Here is a 19278-nt window from a genome sequence, read left to right on the forward strand (position 1 = left end):
AAGCTCTGACATGAACTTTCCCCTGCTCCCGTGCAGGGGCTTTTTTTTGTCTCGTCAGCCATTGTGCATTACACTGCGCGCTGCAAAACTTTAGTCTTGAGATCTGACAGGCGGTAACAGCGATGAACGGTACAATCACAACGTGGTTTAAAGATAAAGGCTTTGGATTTATCAAAGATGAAAACGGCGACAACCGCTATTTTCATGTGATTAAGGTCGCGAACCCTGATCTGATTAAGAAAGATGCGGCGGTGACCTTTGAGCCAACCACCAACAGCAAAGGCCTTTCCGCGTATGCGGTGAAGGTGATCCCTGAGAGTAAGCATCTTTATATTGCGGGCGAGCGCGTGAAGCTCACCTCAATTAAATCCTTCGTGGTGTTCAGCGAGGAAGAGCCCGTTGAGACCAAAATCGACAAAGAGAATGCGGTGCTGTCGGTGGGGCTGCTGATGAACAGCATCAAGCCGAAGTCCGATAAAAAGCCGGGCGAAACGCGTTCGGTGAAGAAGCTGGCGATCACCACCTTCCAGAACACGACGATGATCTTCACTGAAGATGAGATCGACATTGATGCCACGGTGAAGCTGCTGAAGTAACGTTTTGCCGGGTGGCGGCTACGCCTTACCCGGCCTACGAAACCCGTGCGGCACGCGCCGTCGGATTTATACGCAACATATCAACGCGGCACGAAACGTAGGTCCGGTAAGCGTAGCGCCACCGGGCACCGCCGCGCGCACTTACCCCATCCTGTGCTCACCCCTTAACATTGCCTCACGGTCAAACACCTTCTGGATCTCGCCGTGCGCCATAAACGCCGCCCGGTCGGACATATGCGCAATCACGTCCGCGTCGTGGCTCACCAGCAGATAGGTCATGCCGTGCTGCGCCTTCAGGCGGTTGAGCAGGTTCAGAATCTCCGCCTGTACCGACATATCCAGCGCCGAGGTCGGTTCATCCAGCAACAGAAGCTGCGGGCGCAGCAGCAGCGCGCGGGCAATGGCCACGCGCTGACGCTGTCCGCCGGAAAGCTGATGCGGGTAACGCCTGCCGGCGTCGGCAGCCAGACCCACCTGTTGCAGCGCATCCGCCACCTTTTCGGCAACCTGTGTTTCGCCGTGGATGTTTAACGGCTCCGACAGGGTGCGGGCAATGGTGTGGTTCGGGTGCAAAGACGCCCACGGATCCTGGAACACCATCTGCACGTTACGGCGAAGCGCGCCTTCAAAACGTCGTCCTGGCCGTAGCGCATCTCCCAGGATCGAAATGCGGCCGTTCCAATCGCGCTGCAGCCCCGCCAGCACGCGCAGAATAGTCGATTTACCGCAGCCGGATTCACCGATCAGGCTGAAAGTTTCGCCTTTTTCGATCGCAAAACTGGCGGCGGAAACCGCCGTTTTTTCACCAAAACTCACCCGGAGCTGGTTAACCTCAACGAGTGCCATTGTCGGCCTCCTTCCACGGTTGCGAACGGTCGAGCGTCGGCAGCATCTGGCCAAACGTCCCGGCGTTCGGGCGGCAGGTCCAGAGCGTGCGCGTGTAGGGATGGGTTGCCTGCGGCAACTGGCTCGCCGCCATTTCATCAACGTTCTCACCCTGATACATCACCAGCACGCGGTCACAGTGTTCCGCGACGAGCGGCAAATCGTGGCTGATTAACAGCATCGCCATCTGCCGCGCCTCGCACTGCTCCACCAGCAGCTCAAGGATCTGGTTGCGCAGGCGGGCGTCCAGCGCGGAAGTCGGTTCGTCGGCGATCAGCACCTGCGGGTTGTTGATGAGTGCAATGGCGATCATCACGCGCTGGCCCATGCCGCCGGAGAGTTCGCCGGGATAGCGCTGAAGCACGTGCTCGTTCAGCCCCACGGCGCGGATGATATCGTGAATGCGCGCCAGGCGTTCGGCGCGGGGCAGGCGCTGATGGAGGGTCAGCGCCTCATCAAGCTGGGCGGCGACGGTTTTCACCGGGTTTAGCGCGTAGCGCGGGTCCTGTAGAACCATCGCAATGCCGTTGCCGCGCAGCGCCTGCCAGCGGCGGCTGTTCAGGGTCAGCAGGTCGTTGCCAAGCACGTTAAGCCGCTTAGCGCTCACGATGCCGGGCTTGCGCACCAGCCCCATCAGGGCGCGGGCAGACATGGACTTGCCGGAGCCGGATTCCCCCACCAGCGCCAGCCGCTCGTTGCCAAGCGTGAAGCTCAGATTATTCACCACGCGCGCGGCGGGGTAGTCGATATTCAGCGCATCGACGATGACGCGTTGTTCAGTCATGCTGTGGCTCCAGTACGTCGCGCAGGCCATCGCCCAGCAGGTTAAAGGCCAGGCTGGCAAACAGAATCGCCCCGCCTGGAATGGCGGCAATCCACCACTGGTCAAAAATGACCTGCATGCCGTCGGCTATCATCGCGCCCCATTCCGCCATCGGTGGACGTGCGCCCAGGCCAAGGAAGCCCAGCCCGGCGGCGGCCAGAATGATCCCGGCCAGATCCAGCGCCAGCCGTACAATCGCGGAGGGCAGGCACAGGGGCAGAATATGGCCAACCAGCAGGCGCGGACCGCGAAAGCCCATCATCTCCGCGGCGGCCAGATAATCGCTGTGGCGCAGACGCTGGATTTCACTGCGCGCCTGGCGCGCATAGGCAGGCCAGGTCGTTAAGGCCAGCGCCAGCGCGCCGTTCACCAGACCGGGGCCGAGCATCGCGACAAACGCGAAGGCGAGGATCAGGCGCGGCATCGACATCACCACGTCGGTAAAGCGCATCAGGATGCGCTCCATCCAGCCGCCGTAGTAGCCTGACAAAATCCCCACCAGCAGACCGGCGGGGAGGGTAATAACGGTGACTAAGGCCACCAGCCCCAGTGCCGGACGGGTGCCGTAGATTAATCGGGAGAGCAGATCCCGCCCATAGCTGTCGGTACCCAGCCAGTGCTGCGCGTTGGGCGGTTGCAAACGCGCGGCGGCGTCCTGCCAGTTGGGATCATGCGGTGCAAGCCACGGCGCGAACAGGGCAATAAGCACCAGCAGCGCGATGGCGATCAGCCCGAAAAACGCAGCAGGGGAGCGGCGCAGGCGGCGTAAGAAGAGATAAAACGGCATTAGCGCACCCTGGGATCGGTCGCCCGCACAAGCAGGTCGGTAAGGTTATTGATCAGAACAAAGCAGACGCCAATCAGCAGCGTGCCGCCCATCACCGCGGTGGTGTCACCGGCGAACAGGGCGGTGGTGAGGTAGCGCCCGATGCCCGGCCACGAGAAGACGGTTTCGGTTAATACCGCGCCCTCCAGCATGCTGGTGTAGGCCAGGGCAATCACCGTCAATAGGGTGCTGCGAATGTTCGGCAGCACGTGACGCAGCAGGATGGTCATCTCTCCGGCGCCTTTGGCGCGGGCGAGCAATATGTACTCTTTGTTCATCTCGCTCAGACAGGCGGAGCGCGTCAGGCGGGTGATACTTGCCAGCGAGTAGTAGGCCAGCAGCAGCACCGGCAGCACCAGGTGGCTGATGGCGTTGCGGAACGCCTCGCGGTCGCCGGAAAGCCAGGTATCAACCAGCGCAAATCCGGTTCGTGGCTCGACGGTGAATTGCCAGATGTCGTCCAGCCTGCCGGGGCCAGCGCTCCACTGTAGTTTCGCGTAGAACAGAGCCAGCATCAGCAGTCCGAGCCAGAATATTGGCACCGAATTGCCGAGCAGGGTGAGCGTTCTGATCGCTAAGTCCAGTGGCGAACCGACGTAGCGGGCGCACAGTACACCCGCAATCACGCCGAGTACCGTGCCGATAATTAGCGCCAGCGTTGCCAGTTCCAGCGTGGCGGGAAAGGCGTGCAGCAGGTCCTGCAATACCGGCTGACCGGTAGCGCTGGCGGTGCCTAAATCCCCGTTAGCGAGGTTTTGCAGGTAGTGCCAGAACTGCACCGGCAGGGGCCGATCCAGCCCAAGCTGGTGGCGAACCTGATCGTAAGTGGACTGGCTGGCGTGATCGCCGACGATCTGCAATACGCGATCGACCGGGGAAAAGGCAGAGAGCGCAAACGTGACCAGCAGTAGCCCGAACAGCGTGAGCAGGAGAGTCAGCAGACCCTGAAGCACGCGGGTGGAAAGATGTGGCATGGGAAATCTCTTTATGCCGGGTGGCGGCTTCGCCTTACCCGGCCTACAAAAACCAGGAACGTAGGCCGGGTAAGCGCAGCGCCACCCGGCAACAAGGGCTACTTCGTAACGCGATCGTACCAGACCATATCCGCGTTGAGCCCCTGCTGATACCCCTTCACGTTATCGCGCACCACGATCTGGGTTTTGCCCTGGTCAACGAACACATACGGCGAGTTATGCTGTAACTGTTCCTGCATCTTCTTATACAGATCCAGACGTTTTGCCGGATCCGGCTCGGCAACCGCCGCCAGCGTAGCGTTGTTCAGCTCCGGAATTTGCCAGCCGTTAAGCCCGGCCACGGTGCTGGATTTCCCGTCATTCCATGCGAAGGCGCTGGCGTTGGAGTGTGCATCGAAGTAGTCCGGGATCCACAGACGTATGGCCGCCTGATGCTGTTTCGCACGCACGCGGGCGTACACCTGGCTACCCGCCGCGGGCAGCAGATCCACCTTCACGCCGCCCTGAGCGAAGCTCGCCTGCATGGATTGCGCGATGGTGATGAACGGCGGTTTATTCTCTACGTCCAGCGTGAAATGCGCGTCTTTGATGCCCGCTTTGGCGAGGATCGCTTTTGCTTTTGCCGGGTCAAACGTGAACGGATTGTCCTCCAGCGCGCCCGGCAGGCCGACCGGCAGGAAGCTCTGATGAACAAAATACTGGCCTTTCAGCAGGTCCTTGGTGATGCCTTCATAATCCACCAGCCAGCGCGAGGCTTCCCAAAACGCTGGATTATTCAGCAGCGGGTTAGCGCTGTTGCCGGTGTTAAACACCAGATAGTTTTGCTCGGCAGAAGGGATGCTCAGCACCTTCACGCCCGGCTTGCCGCTGAGGGCGCTTATCTGGTCTGCACCCGGATCGCGCGCCACGTCCGCATCACCCTGCTGGATAAGCAGGCGGCGGGAAGCGGGATCGGGGACGTTTTTAATGATGATGCTTTTAAGCTTCGGTGCGCCGCCGGGCGCGGATTCGTTGGCTTCCAGCACGATGGCCTGATGCGGCTGGTAAACGCGCATTTTGAACGCGCCGCTGCCCGCAGAGTGCATTTTTAACCACGCGTTGCCGAAGTCGTTATCCTTCACGTTTGCCGCAACCTGTTTTTCATCGACGATGGAGGCAATCGGCGTGGAGAGAATATTCAGCGCCACCGACGGGCTAACGTCGGCCGTCCAGTGAAGCGTGAGGGTATGGTCGTCCACTTTCTTTAGCTGGCTGGCGATGTTGCTGGCGTCCCAGCCCAGTACGTTGAGGATAAACGCCGGGGATTTGTTCAGCGTCACGGCGCGGGTATAGGAGAAGATCACATCTTCCGGGCGCAGCGGGTTGCCGGAGGCGAATTTTGCATCGGGCTTAAGTTTGATGGTCAGTGTTTTTGCTGCCGCGTCCGCTTCCCAGCTTTCGGCCAGAACCGGGGTGATTTTTTCCGGGTTATCGCGGTCCGGCTGTACCAGACGCTGATACAAACTCGGTACGGTCTGGATGCTGGAAAGTTCGTTGGCTTCGGCCGGGTCAAGGCTCACGATATCATCCAGACCCTGGGCGACAACCAGCGTGTTGGGTGGGGTAGCGGCGTGAGCAGCGCTTGAGAGCGCAGCCAGCACTAGTAAAGGCAGCAGTTTTTGAGTCATAGCGATCCCTGAAGAAAATATATTGTGATTGTTTTATGCACCGTTACGGTAGGCTGGCTGAGGATTTCCTCAAAGTCGAAATTCTGCTTTGCTTATGCCATCCGGAAATAACGCATTCGGTCTGGTTATGAGCCACCTCTCTTTTCGTTCGCTTTTTAACCTGCTATAACAAACCCCTTACCTTTCAGGGAGTCACCGCCATGCCCGAAATCAATCAACATGGTCAAACCGTTAACGATATTGTCCCGGACTGGAAATGCGCCCGCGCGTTAACCCGTACCCTGCTCACCGGGCAGTATTGCCGCCTGGAGCCGCTGGATGCCGACCGCCATTCGGCTGATTTGTTTGAAGCCTATGCGCTGGGTGACGACAGCGACTGGACGTGGCTTGCCAGCACTCAGCCTGTGAGCGTTGAGGCCACTGCGCACTGGGTGCTGGGAAAGGTGCTGGATGACGACCTGATACCCTTTGCCGTCATCGATCTGCGAACCGAAAAGGCGGTAGGGCTGGTCAGCTATATGGCGATAGAACGCTTTCAGGGCTCGGTTGAGATCGGCCACGTCACCTGGTCGCGCAGAATGAAGGGCACCCGCGTGGGTACCGAAGCGGTGTGGCTGCTGCTGAAAAATGCCTTTGAGCATAAATATCGTCGGCTGGAGTGGAAGTGCGATTCGATGAACATCGCCTCACGCAACGCGGCGGAGCGGCTGGGGTTTGTCTGGGAAGGGCGCCTGCGGCAGAAGCTGGTGCGCAAAGGGCGCAACCGCGACAGCGATATGCTCTCGATTATTGACGGTGAATGGCCGCAAAAGGATGCGGCACTGCGCGCCTGGCTGGCGGCGGAGAATTTTGACGGGGAAGGGCGGCAGGTTAAGCGGCTTGAAGCATTTCGGCAATAATTTCCCCTCACCCTAACCCTCTCCCAGAGGGAGAGGGGACGATGACACCCTCTCCCTCTGGGAGAGGGCCGGGGTGAGGGGAGAAGTTCGCACTCAGCGACGAACCGGCGCCCCGTTCGCCACATAATACGCCGCCGTGCTCTTCGCCAGCGGCTCGCGCCCGCGAATGGCGTCGGCAATCTTTTCGCCAATCATGATGGTGGTGGCGTTCAGGTTGCCGGTAATAATCTGCGGCATAATCGACGCATCCACTACGCGTAACCCTTCCAGCCCGTGAACCCGGCCTTCGCCGTCGACCACCGCCATTTCGTCGTAGCCCATTTTGCAGGTGCCGCACGGGTGGAAGGCGGTTTCGGCGTGGTTGCGCACGAACTCGTCCAGTTGTTCGTCGGTCTGGCATTCGACGCCCGGGCTGATTTCACGACCGCGATACTTGTCCAGCGCCGGCTGGTGCATGATCTCGCGGGTGATGCGGATCGCGTCGCGGAACTCCTGCCAGTCCTGCTCGTGGGACATGTAGTTGAACAGGATCGCCGGATGCTGGTGCGGATCGCGCGACTTGATGCGCACGTGGCCGCGGCTCGGTGAGCGCATGGAGCCAACGTGGCACTGAAAGCCATGTTCTTTCACCGCGTTCGAGCCGTTGTAGTTAATCGCCACCGGCAGGAAGTGGTACTGAATGTTCGGCCACTCGAACTCCTCGCGGCTGCGGATAAACCCGCCCGCTTCGAAGTGGTTGCTCGCGCCCACGCCTGTGCCGCCAAACAGCCACTCCGCGCCAATCTTCGGCTGGTTCCACCATTGCAGGGCAGGGTAGAGGGAGACCGGCTCCTTACATTCATACTGAAGATACATCTCCAGGTGATCCTGCAAGTTTTCCCCCACCCCGGGTAAATCATGTACCAGTGGGATATCAAACTGCTTCAGCAGTTCAGCGTTGCCCACGCCGGAGCGCTGGAGGATCTGCGGAGACGCGATGGCGCCCGCGCACAGCAGCACCTCTTTCTTCGCCGTCGCTTTTGACGGAATGGTGCTTTCGCCTTCCAGCCACTCGACGCCCACCGCGCGCTTGCCGTCAAAGATAATGTGATCGGTCATGGCGTGGGTGCGGATGGTCAGATTCGGGCGCGGTTTGGCCTGGTCCAGATAGCCGCGCGCGGTGCTGGCGCGTCGACCCTGCGGCGTGACCGTACGGTCCATCGGGCCGAAGCCTTCCTGCTGATAGCCGTTAAGGTCGTCGGTGCGCGGGTAGCCCGCCTGCACGCCCGCCTCTACCATCGCTTCAAACAGCGGGTTCACGCCCGGCTTAGAGGTGGTGACGCTCACCGGACCGTCGCCGCCGTGGTAGTCGTTCGGCCCCACGTCGCGGGTCTCTGCCTTGCGGTAGTAGGGCAGGCAGTTGAGGTAGCTCCAGTGCTCCAGACCCGATTGTTTCGCCCAGTTGTCCAGATCCATCGCGTTACCGCGCACGTAGCACATGCCGTTGATCAGCGACGAGCCGCCCAGCCCTTTACCCCGTCCGCATTCCATGCGGCGATTGTTCATGAAAGGCTCAGGCTCGGTTTCATACGCCCAGTTGTAGCGCTTGCCCTGCAACGGGAAGGCCAGTGCGGCTGGCATCTGGGTGCGGAAGTCAAAGCGATAGTCCGGCCCGCCCGCCTCAAGCAGCAGGACGGTGGTGTTCGGATCTTCAGTCAGTCGTGTTGCCAGTACGTTGCCGGCAGAGCCGGCCCCGATAATGATGTAGTCAAATTGCAAATAAACCTCCCGGTTAAAATATGGACTGGAATTTACCCATCTCAACCTGGATGGACTTCACCTGGGTGTAACTCTGAAGCGTCATGACGCCGTTCTCACGGCCAATGCCGGAGTGTTTGTAGCCGCCCACCGGCATCTCCGCGGCGGATTCACCCCAGGTGTTGATCCAGCAGATGCCCGCTTCGAGCTGATGAATAGCGCCGTGGGCGCGGTTCAGATCGGCGGTGACGATGCCCGCCGCCAGACCGTAGTCGGTATCATTGGCGCGGCGAATGGCCTCTTCGTCAGTGTCATAGGTAAGAATGGACATCACCGGGCCGAAGATCTCTTCGCGCACGATGGTCATTTCGTCGGTGCAGTCGGTGAACACGGTCGGGGCCACCCACGCGCCGTTGTCAAAGCCGTCACCCTTCAGCACGTCGCCGCCGCACAGCACGCGCGCGCCTTCCTCTTTGCCTTTGGCGATGTAGCGCAGCACGCTGTCGCGGTGCGGGAAGCTGACCATCGGGCCAAAGTTGGTGTTTTCATCGAACAGGTCGCCCGCGCGGATGCGGCCCACGCGCTCAACGATTTTTTGCTCAAACGCGGCTTTGACCTTCGCAGGCACGAACACGCGGGTGCCGTTGGTGCACACCTGGCCGGAGCTGAAGAAGTTCGCCATCATGGCGATATCTGCCGCGAGATCCAGATCCGCATCGTCAAATACTATCAGCGGAGATTTACCGCCCAGCTCCATCGTCACCTCTTTCAGGGACGAGGCTGCCGAGTTCGACATCACCTTTTTGCCGCTGGCCACGCCACCGGTGAAGGAGACTTTGGCGATGCCCGGATGCTCGGTCAGGAACTGGCCGGTCTCTGCGCCCACGCCCGGCAGGACGTTAAACACGCCGTCCGGCACGCCTGCTTCGGTGTAGATCTCCGCCAGTTTCAGGGCGGTAAGCGGCGTCACTTCGCTCGGCTTGAAGATCATCGCGTTGCCCGCCGCCAGCGCCGGGGCAGATTTCCACAGGGCGATCTGGATCGGGTAGTTCCACGCGCCGATGCCCGCCACCACGCCCAGCGGCTCGCGGCGGGTGTAGACGAACGAGGTGTCGCGCAGCGGGATCTGGCTGCCTTCCAGCGCCGGGATCAGCCCCGCGTAGTACTCCAGCACGTCCGCGCCGGTAACGATGTCGACGGTCGAGGTTTCGGAATACGCTTTACCGGTGTCGAGGGTTTCCAACGTTGCCAGCTCGTCGTTGCGCTCGCGCAGGATATCGACGGCGCGGCGCAGGATGCGCGAGCGCTCCATGGCGGTCATCGCCGCCCAGATTTTTTGCCCGCGTTTTGCGCTTTCGACGGCGCGGTCCACGTCTTCGCGCCCGGCGGCCTGCACGGTCGCCAGAACTTCACCGTTGGCCGGGTTGATGGTCTCGAAGGTGCGACCGCTGGTGGCCGATGTGTAACCACCATTGATATAAAGCTGCTGTTCTGCCATTCGGGACATAAATTCTCCTCGGTTAATCGGTCGGTAAATGCTGGCTGATAAAGTGGCTGGTGAGCGACTGGGCCAGGGTTTTATCCAGCGGTTTGCCGCTGAGCGCAGCGCGCAGCCATAGCCCGTCAATCAGTGCGGCAAGCCCGTAGCCCGCCTCTTCAGCCTGTTCACGCGGCAGCTCGCGGCGGAACTCGTACACCAGGTTAGAGAGCAATCGGCGGCTGCTGACCTGCTGCAAACGGTAGAGCATCGGCTGATGCATGCTGCTGGCCCAGAAGGCCAGCCAGGCCTTCATCGCCGCGCCGCTAATCTGGGTTTCATCAAAATTGCCGCCGACAATCGCCTGCAATCGCTGCTCTGCGCTGCCGTCCGGCAGGGCGCGTAAACGGCTTAATACCGCGTCGCGCAGCTGACCGGTGATGTCACGCATGGTCGCTTCCAGCAGACCGTTTTTATCTTTGAAATAGTGGCTGATGATCCCCGTGGATACGCCCGCCCGACGGGCGATTTGCGCGATGGTTGCGTCATGCATTCCCACTTCATTAATTGCTTCCAGCGTGGCATCGATTAGCTGCCTGCGCCGGATCGGCTGCATCCCCACTTTGGGCATTTTTGCCACTCCATTCATCAGCGTTGGTAATCTATTAAAGCGGTTTTTGATTGGACGTTCAATATAAAATGTGTCTTAATTGTTGCGATTTTGGATTTCAATAGTTGCAAAAACAGTGGGGATACTGGATGACAGACCTTTCACAAGACAGAGAAAAAGACAAAATCAACCCGGTCGTTTTTTATACGTCCGCCGGGCTGATTTTGTTGTTTTCCCTGACGACCATCTTCTTTCGTGATTTTTCTGCCGAGTGGATTGGGCGCACCCTGAACTGGGTGTCGAAGACCTTCGGCTGGTACTATCTGCTGGCCGCGACGCTCTATATCGTCTTCGTGGTCTGCATTGCCTGCTCGCGCTTCGGTTCGGTGAAGCTCGGGCCAGAGCAGTCCAAGCCCGAGTTCAGCCTGCTGAGCTGGGCCGCGATGCTCTTTGCCGCCGGCATCGGCATCGACCTGATGTTCTTCTCCGTGGCGGAACCGGTCACGCAGTATATGCAGCCGCCGGAAGGGGCAGGGCAGACGATGGAGGCCGCGCGCCAGGCGATGGTCTGGACGCTCTTCCACTACGGCCTGACGGGCTGGTCGATGTACGCCCTGATGGGCATGGCGCTCGGATACTTTAGCTATCGTTATAATTTGCCCCTCACCATCCGCTCCGCGCTCTACCCGATCTTCGGTAAAAAGATCAACGGCCCGATAGGCCACAGCGTCGACATTGCGGCGGTGATCGGCACCATCTTTGGTATCGCGACAACGCTCGGCATCGGCGTGGTGCAGCTTAACTACGGGCTGAGCGTGCTGTTTGACATCCCGGATTCGATGGCGGCGAAGGCGGCGCTGATTGCGCTGTCGGTGATTATCGCCACCATCTCGGTGACCTCCGGCGTGGATAAAGGGATTCGCGTGCTCTCCGAGCTGAACGTGGCGCTGGCGCTGGGTCTGATCCTGTTCGTGCTGTTTATGGGCGACACCTCGTTCCTGCTCAATGCCTTAGTGCTGAACGTGGGTGATTACGTGAACCGCTTTATGGGAATGACGCTGAACAGCTTCGCCTTTGACCGTCCGACAGAGTGGATGAACAACTGGACGCTCTTCTTCTGGGCGTGGTGGGTGGCGTGGTCGCCGTTTGTCGGCCTTTTCCTCGCGCGCATTTCGCGTGGCCGCACCATTCGTCAGTTCGTGATGGGCACGCTGATCATCCCGTTCACCTTTACCCTGCTGTGGCTGTCGATTTTCGGCAACAGCGCGCTGCACGAGATCATCCACGGCAATGCGACTTTTGCCCAGGAAGCGATGGCGCACCCGGAGCGCGGCTTCTACAGCCTGCTGGCGCAGTATCCGGCGTTTACCTTTAGCGCGTCCGTAGCGACCATTACCGGCCTGCTGTTCTACGTCACCTCGGCGGACTCCGGCGCGCTGGTGCTGGGGAACTTCACCTCGAAGCTTAAGGACATTAACAGCGACGCGCCGAACTGGCTGCGCATCTTCTGGTCCGTCGCCATCGGCCTGCTGACGCTCGGCATGCTGATGACCAACGGTATCTCGGCGTTGCAGAACACCACGGTGATCATGGGCCTGCCGTTCAGCTTCGTGATCTTCTTCGTGATGGCCGGGCTGTATAAATCGCTTAAGGTGGAAGACTACCGCCGCGTCAGCGCCAGCCGCGACACCGCCCCGCGTCCGCTGGGCGCGCAGGACAGGCTGAGCTGGAAGAAACGCCTCTCGCGCCTGATGAACTACCCCGGCACGCGCTACACCAGCCAGATGATGGAGACGGTCTGCTTCCCGGCGATGGAAGAGGTGGCCCAGGAGCTGAAGCTGCGTGGCGCCTACGTGGAGCTGAAAAACCTGCCCCCGGAAGAGGGCGAAAATCTGGGGCACCTGGATCTGCTGGTGCACATGGGCGACGAGCAGAACTTTGTCTATCAGATCTGGCCGCAGCAGTATTCGGTGCCCGGGTTCACCTACCGGGCGCGCAGCGGGAAGTCGACCTACTACCGGCTGGAGACCTTCCTGCTGGAAGGCAGCCAGGGGAATGATTTGATGGATTACAGCAAGGAGCAGGTGATCACGGACATTCTGGACCAGTATGAACGGCACCTGAACTTTATCCATCTGCACAGGGAAGCGCCGGGGAATAGCGTGATGTTCCCGGATGTTTGAGGCTTGATCTGAAGAACCTACAAAGGCAGCGCCGCTGCCCTCATGCCGGGTGGCGGCGATGCCTTACCCGGCCTACAAAACCGGTTTATCGTAGGCCTGATAAGCGAAGCGCCATCAGGCGTTTAATGAGCATTGGATCTGAAGGGCAATATTTCCTTTCTTTATATTCACCATTTTATTTTCTTTATTTACTCGAGCAGCCTCGCATTTCCCTAATATTCGACCCCTGTACATTTATCCATGGCAGTATAATAGCGGCAGTTAAGTCAGCACTGAGATCTTGAAAGAATATGTAAAAAGGTAAGAAAAGGAATCGCGGTACAAAGGTGTGCGACCACCTCCATACCGCTAATCACAAACAACTAATACGGAGTTGATTATGGCTGCGAAGAATTCTATGCCAGAGCGGGCTATTGCCCAAACACAAAATGCAGATTTAGAGATTCAGCAAGAAAATCGCGAGAAGCTACGCAAAAAACGCATCCGGGCGTTGCATGACGAGCCGGTTCACTCTGCGTATCTTCATGAAAGAGGAGAGGCGGATTCCGCCTGTGTAGAACTTTATACTCGAATGGAGCGCAACTATCTGCCGTTAACCGGCGCGTGGTTAACCCGCGCAGGGTTTAAAGCAGGAATAGCCGTGAAGATCCGCGTGATGCCGGATTGTATTGTGATTACGCCGCAAAATTCCCGTGAGCTGTGGGGCTGTCTGGAAGGCGTCAGCGCGACGTATACCAACAAACTGAAGGTGATGAAGTGGCTGGAGACGTTTCCGGGAGCGTTAATTGATACGGGGGATTTGCCCGTGAACGAAAGTGGAAAAGGGTAGCGCTTAAGATTAACCAGGCGATCCAGGGAATGCCAGGATCGCCGTTTCTGAGCAGCAGCATGCATTGATCCTTATGAGCCAGGTAAATTATGCGTTACTCCTCTCTTTCTGAGCTGGTTTCATCCATGCATCGCCATAAAGAATATTACCTTTCACATAATTCCACTGAATGCCCCGGAATCGAAACCCAACAACTTCATGCATATTCGGGGCTGAGCTGCCAGGGTAATAAACGTGCGTGAAATCCAGAGATGAGATCACCACGCTATCAAGCGTAATGGTGTAGATCTCTCTTTCTGCTCCCGCTTCAACAATTTCATAATATTTGATAATGGCTTTTTGCAGCCGTCTGCCCTCGCAGGCGGCAACGGCAAGATAAGGGCTCACTTTATCTAATTGCTTATGCACGGTAACCGGACTATGCTGCCGTGTTCCGGTCATATTCCCGGTATGGCTGTCCACTGCCTGTTTTATGCCGTAACTGCTGTTCATAATTTCGATAGCACCTTCCCGGCCTGGCATCATACAGTCGCCCTGAACCTGCATTCCGTTCTCATCGTAGAGAAATAAGTAAGCGGGTAATGACATTATAATTCTCCTAAATTAGTAAGCTGTCCGTCATTATCAATAAAGAATTCGTGATGATAATTTTTATTATTTAAACCATAGCTAATAACATATGTATAGCCATACTCCCAATTCACATCTATGCAACTGTTAGGATAAGACCAACTGATTTTATTCCTTCCCGAACTTGTGATGGTAGTAATGTCGGGGCCTTTGCTGGAATCAATGGTGTAATAGTTCACGATATCGTTTTTATTAATACTAAAGCAAACATGGTTACCATCAATAAAAGTAGCTCTGGGATGAGACAACGGCGGGCAACCAGGACACCCCGTCAGGAGAATACATAATGGTGAGATGAGCGTTATAGTTTTCATCCTGGGAATCCTTTCAGAATATTTTTATATTTTTGCAGCAGAGAATAAACGGGTTCATTCGAATTAATATCTCGATATTTTGGCAGGAATGTATATTTTTCAAACCCATAAAACTGTAATAACCAGTAGTCACTTACGATCGATGCTTGCTGTTCTAATCCGTAATGCAATAGATCTGCTTTATCAAAGCTATAGGTGTAGTCAGCAATACCAGAGAATAATCCCCTTGTTCTGACAAACATCCCTTTTTGGGCTTGCCAGACATGCATCATTTCATGCATGAATAGGTGTTTTTTATCTAACAATTTTTCTAATGAAAAATCCGGAGAATATGTGTCTTCTCTAAACCACATTTCCCCGTTGGGAGTCATAGCAACATTTACAGGTTGTAAATTAAAAGGAAGATAACTTTCCCTGTGTACCCACACCAGATGATAACGGATGCTGTAACCGTAAAGCGTCTTCGCAAGGGCGATTTCACCGATCGTGAGCTGTCGGACCCCGCCTGGATTAATTGGGGTTCCCGAAGTGGGGTGGATCCTTTCATTAACAGGCATAACAATTCCATTTTTTTTATATGGGTATTGGTCTTCAATCATACGCCTGAACTGCAGAGGAAAAAGAACGCACTTTTCCTAAAACTTCCCCGTCACACCCTTCATTGACACAACTTTAATGATAATTATTTTCATTTAAACATAGCCTGTGCTATACCTTATAGCACAGGCTAATTTTGCTTTGATTTTAATCACCTCAGGAGACTTCTGCGATGCATCCACGGCAAGGATTGAAGCGTCTGTTGCTCGGCGCGCTGCTCATGACCGCGACCACTACCGGCGCGCTGGCGGCTGAAAAGTTCCAGGTCATCACCACTTTTACCGTTATTGCTGATATGGCGAAAAACGTGGCGGGGGATGCCGCAGAGGTCACCTCCATCACCAAACCGGGCGCTGAAATTCACGAATACCAGCCCACTCCGGGCGATATCAAACGCGCGCAGAAGGCACAGCTGATCCTGGCGAACGGCATGAATCTGGAGCTGTGGTTCCAGCGCTTTTATCAGCATCTGAACGGCGTGCCGGAGGTGATTGTCACCAAAGGCATCACCCCGATGGGCATCAGCGAAGGGCCCTATAACGGCAAGCCCAATCCGCACGCGTGGATGTCGCCGGACAACGCCCTGATTTACGTCGATAACATCCGCGACGCGCTGGTGAAGTACGATCCGGCCAACGCGCAGACCTACCAGCGCAATGCGGAAGCCTACAAGCAGACGATCACCGCCACTCTCGAACCGCTGCGCAAGCAGGTCGCGGAGATACCGGAAGACAAACGCTGGATGGTGACCAGCGAAGGGGCGTTCTCCTATCTGGCGCGGGATTTGGGCCTGAAGGAGCTTTACCTGTGGCCGATCAACGCCGATCAGCAGGGCACGCCCCAGCAGGTGCGCAAGGTTATCGATCTGGTGAAAAAACATCACATTCCGGCGGTGTTCAGCGAAAGCACGGTCTCGGATAAGCCCGCCCGTCAGGTGGCGCGTGAAACCGGCGCCCACTATGGCGGCGTGCTGTACGTCGACTCTCTGAGCGCGGAAAACGGCCCGGTGCCGACCTATATCGATCTGCTGAACGTCACCACCCGCACGCTGGTGCAGGGCATCCGTGACGGGATGAAGGAGTAACCATGCACGAGGGGATTGTTGTAACCGACGTGACCGTGACCTACCGCAACGGCCACACGGCGCTGCGCGACGCATCGTTCAGCGTGCCGGGCGGATCGATTGCCGCCCTGGTGGGGGTGAACGGTTCCGGCAAGTCCACGCTGTTTAAGGCGGTGATGGGGTTTGTGCGGGCGGCGAGCGGCACCATCTCCATTCTGGGGCTGCCGCCTCACCGGGCGCTGCGTCAGAACCTGGTCGCCTACGTGCCGCAGTCGGAAGAGGTCGACTGGTCGTTTCCGGTGCTCGTCGAGGACGTGGTGATGATGGGCCGCTACGGGCATATGGGGTTTCTGCGTCGTCCCAAAGAATGCGATAAGCAGATCGTCACCGACGCCCTGAAGCGTGTAGATATGCTCGAGCTGCGCCATCGGCAGATTGGCGAGCTGTCCGGCGGGCAGAAGAAGCGCGTGTTTCTGGCGCGGGCGATTGCCCAGCAGGGCGAGGTGATCCTGCTCGACGAGCCGTTTACCGGCGTGGACGTCAAAACCGAAGCCAGGATCATCAGCCTGCTGCGGGAGCTGCGCGACGAGGGCAAAACGATGCTGGTCTCGACCCATAACCTGGGCTCGGTCACGGAATTCTGCGATTACACGGTGATGGTCAAAGGCACCGTGCTGGCGAGCGGCCCGACGGAAACCACCTTTACCGCCGAGAATCTCGAGCGCGCCTTTAGCGGCGTGCTGCGCCACGTGGTGCTCAGCGGCTCGGAAGATCGCATTATTACCGACGACGAACGCCCCTTCGTCACGCACCGTCAGGAGGCCAAATGAACGTGCTTCTCGAACCCTTCGGCTACGAGTACATGCTCAACGCGATGTGGGTCTCGGCGATGGTGGGCGGGCTGTGCGCGTTTCTCTCCTGCTATCTGATGCTCAAAGGCTGGTCGCTGATCGGCGATGCGCTGTCGCACTCCATCGTGCCGGGCGTAGCGGGGGCCTACATGCTCGGGCTGCCGTTCTCGCTGGGGGCGTTTTTATCGGGCGGGCTGGCGGCGGGCAGCATGCTGTTTCTCAACCAGCGCAGCCGCCTGAAGGAGGACGCCATTATCGGGCTGATCTTCTCCTCGTTTTTCGGGCTGGGGCTGTTTATGGTCTCGCTCAACCCGACCTCGGTGAACATTCAGACCATCGTCCTCGGCAATATTCTGGCTATCGCCCCGGAAGATATCGTCCAGCTGGCGATTATCGGCGTGGTGTCGATAGTTATCCTGCTGTTCAAATGGAAAGATCTGATGGTGACCTTTTTTGATGAGAACCACGCCCGCGCCATCGGCCTGCGTCCTGAACGCCTGAAAATTCTCTTCTTCACGCTGCTGGCGGTCTCTACCGTGGCGGCGCTGCAAACCGTCGGCGCATTTCTGGTGATCTGTCTGGTGGTCACGCCCGGCGCGACCGCGTGGCTGCTGACCGACCGCTTCCCGCGCCTGCTGATGATTGCGGTCGCCATTGGCAGCATCACCAGCTTCCTCGGCGCGTGGGCCAGCTATTACCTGGACGGCGCCACCGGCGGCATTATCGTGGTCGCCCAGACGCTGCTGTTCCTGATGGCGTTCGTCTTTGCGCCGAAGCACGGACTGCTTGCCAGCCGCCGTCGGGCGCGGGAGGCACACCCATGTTGACGCTGCTTCTCGAACCGTTCCAGTTTGCGTTTATGAACAACGCGCTGCTGATTTCACTCCTGGTGGCCGTGCCCTGCGCGCTGCTGTCGGTTTTTCTGGTGCTGAAAGGCTGGGCGCTGATGGGCGACGCCATGAGCCACGCGGTGTTTCCCGGCGTCGTGCTGGCCTGGATGATGGGCCTGCCGCTGGCGCTGGGCGCGTTCGTGGCCGGTCTTTTCTGCGCGGTCGCCACCGGATATCTGAAGGATAACAGCCGCATCAAACAGGATACGGTCATGGGGATCGTCTTTTCCGGCATGTTCGGCGCCGGGCTGATCCTCTATATCGCCGTCAAACCTGAGGTGCATCTCGACCACATTCTGTTCGGCGATATGCTGGGTATTAACGGGATGGACATTCTGCAAAGCGGTCTCGTCGCGGGGCTGATTGCGCTGGTGATTGGCCTGAAGTGGCGCGATTTTCTGCTGTTCTGCTTTGACTATCAGCAGGCGCAGGCGAGTGGCCTGCGCACCCGCTGGCTGCACTACGGCTTACTGTGCATGGTTTCGCTGACCATCGTCGCGACGCTGAAAGCGGTGGGGATCATACTGTCGATTTCCCTGCTGATTGCGCCCGGCGCCGTGGCGGTGCTGATTACCCGACGCTTTCACATGGCGCTGCTGGTGGCGGTCGCCGTTTCAGCGCTGGTGTCGGTAAGCGGCGTTTATGCCTCGTTTTATCTCGACAGCGCGCCTGCGCCGACCATTGTGGTCCTGTTCGCGATGGTGTTTATCGTGACGTTTGTGGTGACCAGCGTGAAGGCTCGTCGCCAGGAGCGTGTGACAGCAGGGTGATGACCTGTTCGCCGTGCTGCTGCCAGTGCAGGGGGAAGGCGGTGCCTTCCTTAAAGCCTGCAAGTTGACGGGTCAACGCCAGCGTGAGCGTCTTGTCGTCGAGCATGGTAACGCGGGCGCAGTCAAAACCCATCCAGGCCTGTACCTGCGGAAAGAGGGCCTTGAACAGGCTCTCTTTGGCGCTGAAGACCAGCGTCAGGGCGAGGGCGAACGGGTATCCCAGGCGGGAAAACACAGGTTCTTCCTGCGTATCAATAATGCCGTCTTTGATTTCCCTGGCTTCGTTTTCGGAGAGGATCGTTTCACAATCGATGCCGATAAGCGCCGGGTATTGCGTGACGACGGCTATCGCCTGCGTGCCGCTGTGGGTGATGCTGCCGGAAATACCTTGCGGCCAGAGCGGTTCCCCGCTGGGGCCGATGGCGGGCATGGTGTGGTCAGGTAAGGCGTGCGCGGCGGCGATGCGGCCTGCCAGGTGGTCGGCCTTGCGTTTGCGTCCGGCGTCAGCAAGCTGCGCGTGATGGAGGAGCCAGAGGAGATCGGCGTCGGTAAAGGTGGCGGGGTCGAAAGTGATGCGGTGGAGGGTGTGGCCGGCGAGAGAAAATGTGCTGTGGGTGGTGTGCATGGTTTTCCCTTCAGTATTGTGCGGCCTGATGC

At 58.2% G+C, this 19278-nt stretch carries 20 protein-coding genes; 8 read left to right on the plus strand and 12 right to left on the minus strand.

Annotated elements, in window-relative coordinates; translation table 11 throughout:
- The first annotated feature begins 122 nt into the window (after nt 1-122).
- On the plus strand, nt 123-596 hold the full coding sequence (locus tag RS584_RS05650) for a cold shock domain-containing protein (RefSeq protein ID WP_315749072.1): 474 nt from the start codon (nt 123-125) through the stop codon (nt 594-596).
- 141 nt (nt 597-737) lie between these two features.
- On the opposite strand, the gene RS584_RS05655 is transcribed toward RS584_RS05650, so the two are convergent.
- The 5 genes from RS584_RS05655 to RS584_RS05675 all read right to left on the minus strand — a co-directional run bounded on the left by RS584_RS05655 (nt 738) and on the right by RS584_RS05675 (nt 5771).
- Nucleotides 738-1442: an ABC transporter ATP-binding protein gene (locus tag RS584_RS05655; RefSeq protein WP_315749073.1), complete on the minus strand. Its 705-nt coding sequence runs from the start codon at nt 1440-1442 to the stop codon at nt 738-740.
- Nucleotides 1429-2265, minus strand: a complete 837-nt coding sequence (locus RS584_RS05660) for an ABC transporter ATP-binding protein (protein WP_315749074.1) — start codon at nt 2263-2265, stop codon at nt 1429-1431. The genes RS584_RS05655 and RS584_RS05660 overlap by 14 nt, the downstream gene beginning before the upstream one ends.
- The gene (locus tag RS584_RS05665) at nt 2258-3091 is read right to left on the minus strand and encodes an ABC transporter permease (protein WP_315749075.1); all 834 of its coding nucleotides are present in this window, start codon (nt 3089-3091) and stop codon (nt 2258-2260) included. Before RS584_RS05665 ends, RS584_RS05660 begins: the two co-directional genes overlap by 8 nt.
- A complete protein-coding gene (locus RS584_RS05670) occupies nt 3091-4104 on the minus strand; it encodes an ABC transporter permease (protein ID WP_032670417.1) in 1014 nt (337 codons plus the stop codon). Before RS584_RS05670 ends, RS584_RS05665 begins: the two co-directional genes overlap by 1 nt.
- 98 nt (nt 4105-4202) lie before the next feature.
- Nucleotides 4203-5771, minus strand: coding sequence for an ABC transporter substrate-binding protein (locus tag RS584_RS05675; RefSeq protein WP_315749076.1), 1569 nt, complete (start codon nt 5769-5771; stop codon nt 4203-4205).
- Between the two features lie 200 nt (nt 5772-5971).
- Here RS584_RS05675 and RS584_RS05680 point away from each other — a divergent pair, with 200 nt between their 5' ends.
- Nucleotides 5972-6670, plus strand: coding sequence for a GNAT family protein (locus tag RS584_RS05680; protein WP_315749077.1), 699 nt, complete (start codon nt 5972-5974; stop codon nt 6668-6670).
- 93 nt (nt 6671-6763) lie between these two features.
- Here RS584_RS05680 and betA read toward each other — a convergent pair whose 3' ends face one another.
- The 3 genes from betA to betI are packed head-to-tail and all read right to left on the minus strand — an operon-like array spanning nt 6764 to nt 10515.
- Nucleotides 6764-8428, minus strand: coding sequence for a choline dehydrogenase (betA, locus tag RS584_RS05685; protein WP_045334404.1), 1665 nt, complete (start codon nt 8426-8428; stop codon nt 6764-6766).
- A gap of 13 nt (nt 8429-8441) precedes the next feature.
- Nucleotides 8442-9914, minus strand: a complete 1473-nt coding sequence (gene betB, locus RS584_RS05690) for a betaine-aldehyde dehydrogenase (protein WP_315749078.1) — start codon at nt 9912-9914, stop codon at nt 8442-8444.
- Nucleotides 9915-9927: 13 nt separating this feature from the next.
- Entirely contained in the window at nt 9928-10515 is a 588-nt protein-coding gene (betI, locus tag RS584_RS05695) for a transcriptional regulator BetI (RefSeq protein WP_017382531.1), read from the minus strand.
- A gap of 128 nt (nt 10516-10643) precedes the next feature.
- Here betI and betT point away from each other — a divergent pair, with 128 nt between their 5' ends.
- Together betT and RS584_RS05705 are read left to right on the plus strand one after the other, a co-directional pair.
- Nucleotides 10644-12677 (plus strand): choline BCCT transporter BetT, encoded by a 2034-nt coding sequence (betT, locus tag RS584_RS05700; RefSeq protein WP_023296083.1) that lies wholly within the window; start codon nt 10644-10646, stop codon nt 12675-12677.
- 379 nt (nt 12678-13056) lie between these two features.
- Nucleotides 13057-13506 carry a SymE family type I addiction module toxin gene (locus tag RS584_RS05705; protein WP_315749079.1) on the plus strand — a complete coding sequence of 150 codons (450 nt, stop codon included), beginning with the start codon at nt 13057-13059 and terminating at the stop codon, nt 13504-13506.
- 87 nt (nt 13507-13593) lie between these two features.
- Here the strand turns inward: RS584_RS05705 and RS584_RS05710 are convergent, their stop codons facing one another.
- From RS584_RS05710 to RS584_RS05720, 3 genes are read right to left on the minus strand one after another with little or no spacing between them, the layout of a single operon-like run.
- Nucleotides 13594-14094 (minus strand): Hcp family type VI secretion system effector, encoded by a 501-nt coding sequence (locus RS584_RS05710; RefSeq protein WP_096205587.1) that lies wholly within the window; start codon nt 14092-14094, stop codon nt 13594-13596.
- The gene (locus RS584_RS05715) at nt 14094-14450 is read right to left on the minus strand and encodes a putative T6SS immunity periplasmic lipoprotein (protein WP_193041752.1); all 357 of its coding nucleotides are present in this window, start codon (nt 14448-14450) and stop codon (nt 14094-14096) included. Before RS584_RS05715 ends, RS584_RS05710 begins: the two co-directional genes overlap by 1 nt.
- Nucleotides 14447-15007: a type IV secretion protein Rhs gene (locus RS584_RS05720; RefSeq protein WP_193041781.1), complete on the minus strand. Its 561-nt coding sequence runs from the start codon at nt 15005-15007 to the stop codon at nt 14447-14449. The genes RS584_RS05715 and RS584_RS05720 overlap by 4 nt, the downstream gene beginning before the upstream one ends.
- A gap of 212 nt (nt 15008-15219) precedes the next feature.
- Between RS584_RS05720 and sitA the strand changes: the two genes are divergently transcribed.
- From sitA to RS584_RS05740, 4 genes are read left to right on the plus strand one after another with little or no spacing between them, the layout of a single operon-like run.
- A complete protein-coding gene (gene sitA / locus RS584_RS05725; RefSeq protein ID WP_193041751.1) occupies nt 15220-16131 on the plus strand; it encodes an iron/manganese ABC transporter substrate-binding protein SitA in 912 nt (303 codons plus the stop codon).
- A gap of 2 nt (nt 16132-16133) precedes the next feature.
- On the plus strand, nt 16134-16940 hold the full coding sequence (sitB, locus tag RS584_RS05730; RefSeq protein ID WP_017382524.1) for an iron/manganese ABC transporter ATP-binding protein SitB: 807 nt from the start codon (nt 16134-16136) through the stop codon (nt 16938-16940).
- Nucleotides 16937-17788: an iron/manganese ABC transporter permease subunit SitC gene (gene sitC, locus RS584_RS05735; RefSeq protein ID WP_023296090.1), complete on the plus strand. Its 852-nt coding sequence runs from the start codon at nt 16937-16939 to the stop codon at nt 17786-17788. The genes sitB and sitC overlap by 4 nt, the downstream gene beginning before the upstream one ends.
- Nucleotides 17782-18621 (plus strand): metal ABC transporter permease, encoded by an 840-nt coding sequence (locus RS584_RS05740; protein WP_017382522.1) that lies wholly within the window; start codon nt 17782-17784, stop codon nt 18619-18621. The genes sitC and RS584_RS05740 overlap by 7 nt, the downstream gene beginning before the upstream one ends.
- Here RS584_RS05740 and entD read toward each other — a convergent pair.
- Nucleotides 18557-19246, minus strand: coding sequence for an enterobactin synthase subunit EntD (gene entD, locus RS584_RS05745; RefSeq protein WP_315749080.1), 690 nt, complete (start codon nt 19244-19246; stop codon nt 18557-18559). The two genes, RS584_RS05740 and entD, sit on opposite strands and share 65 nt — an antisense overlap.
- Between the last annotated feature and the right edge of the window lie 32 nt (nt 19247-19278).

Origin of the sequence: Enterobacter sp. DTU_2021_1002640_1_SI_PRY_ASU_LCPMC_013 (assembly GCF_032389435.1) — a bacterium.
GTDB lineage: Bacteria > Pseudomonadota > Gammaproteobacteria > Enterobacterales > Enterobacteriaceae > Enterobacter > Enterobacter hormaechei_C.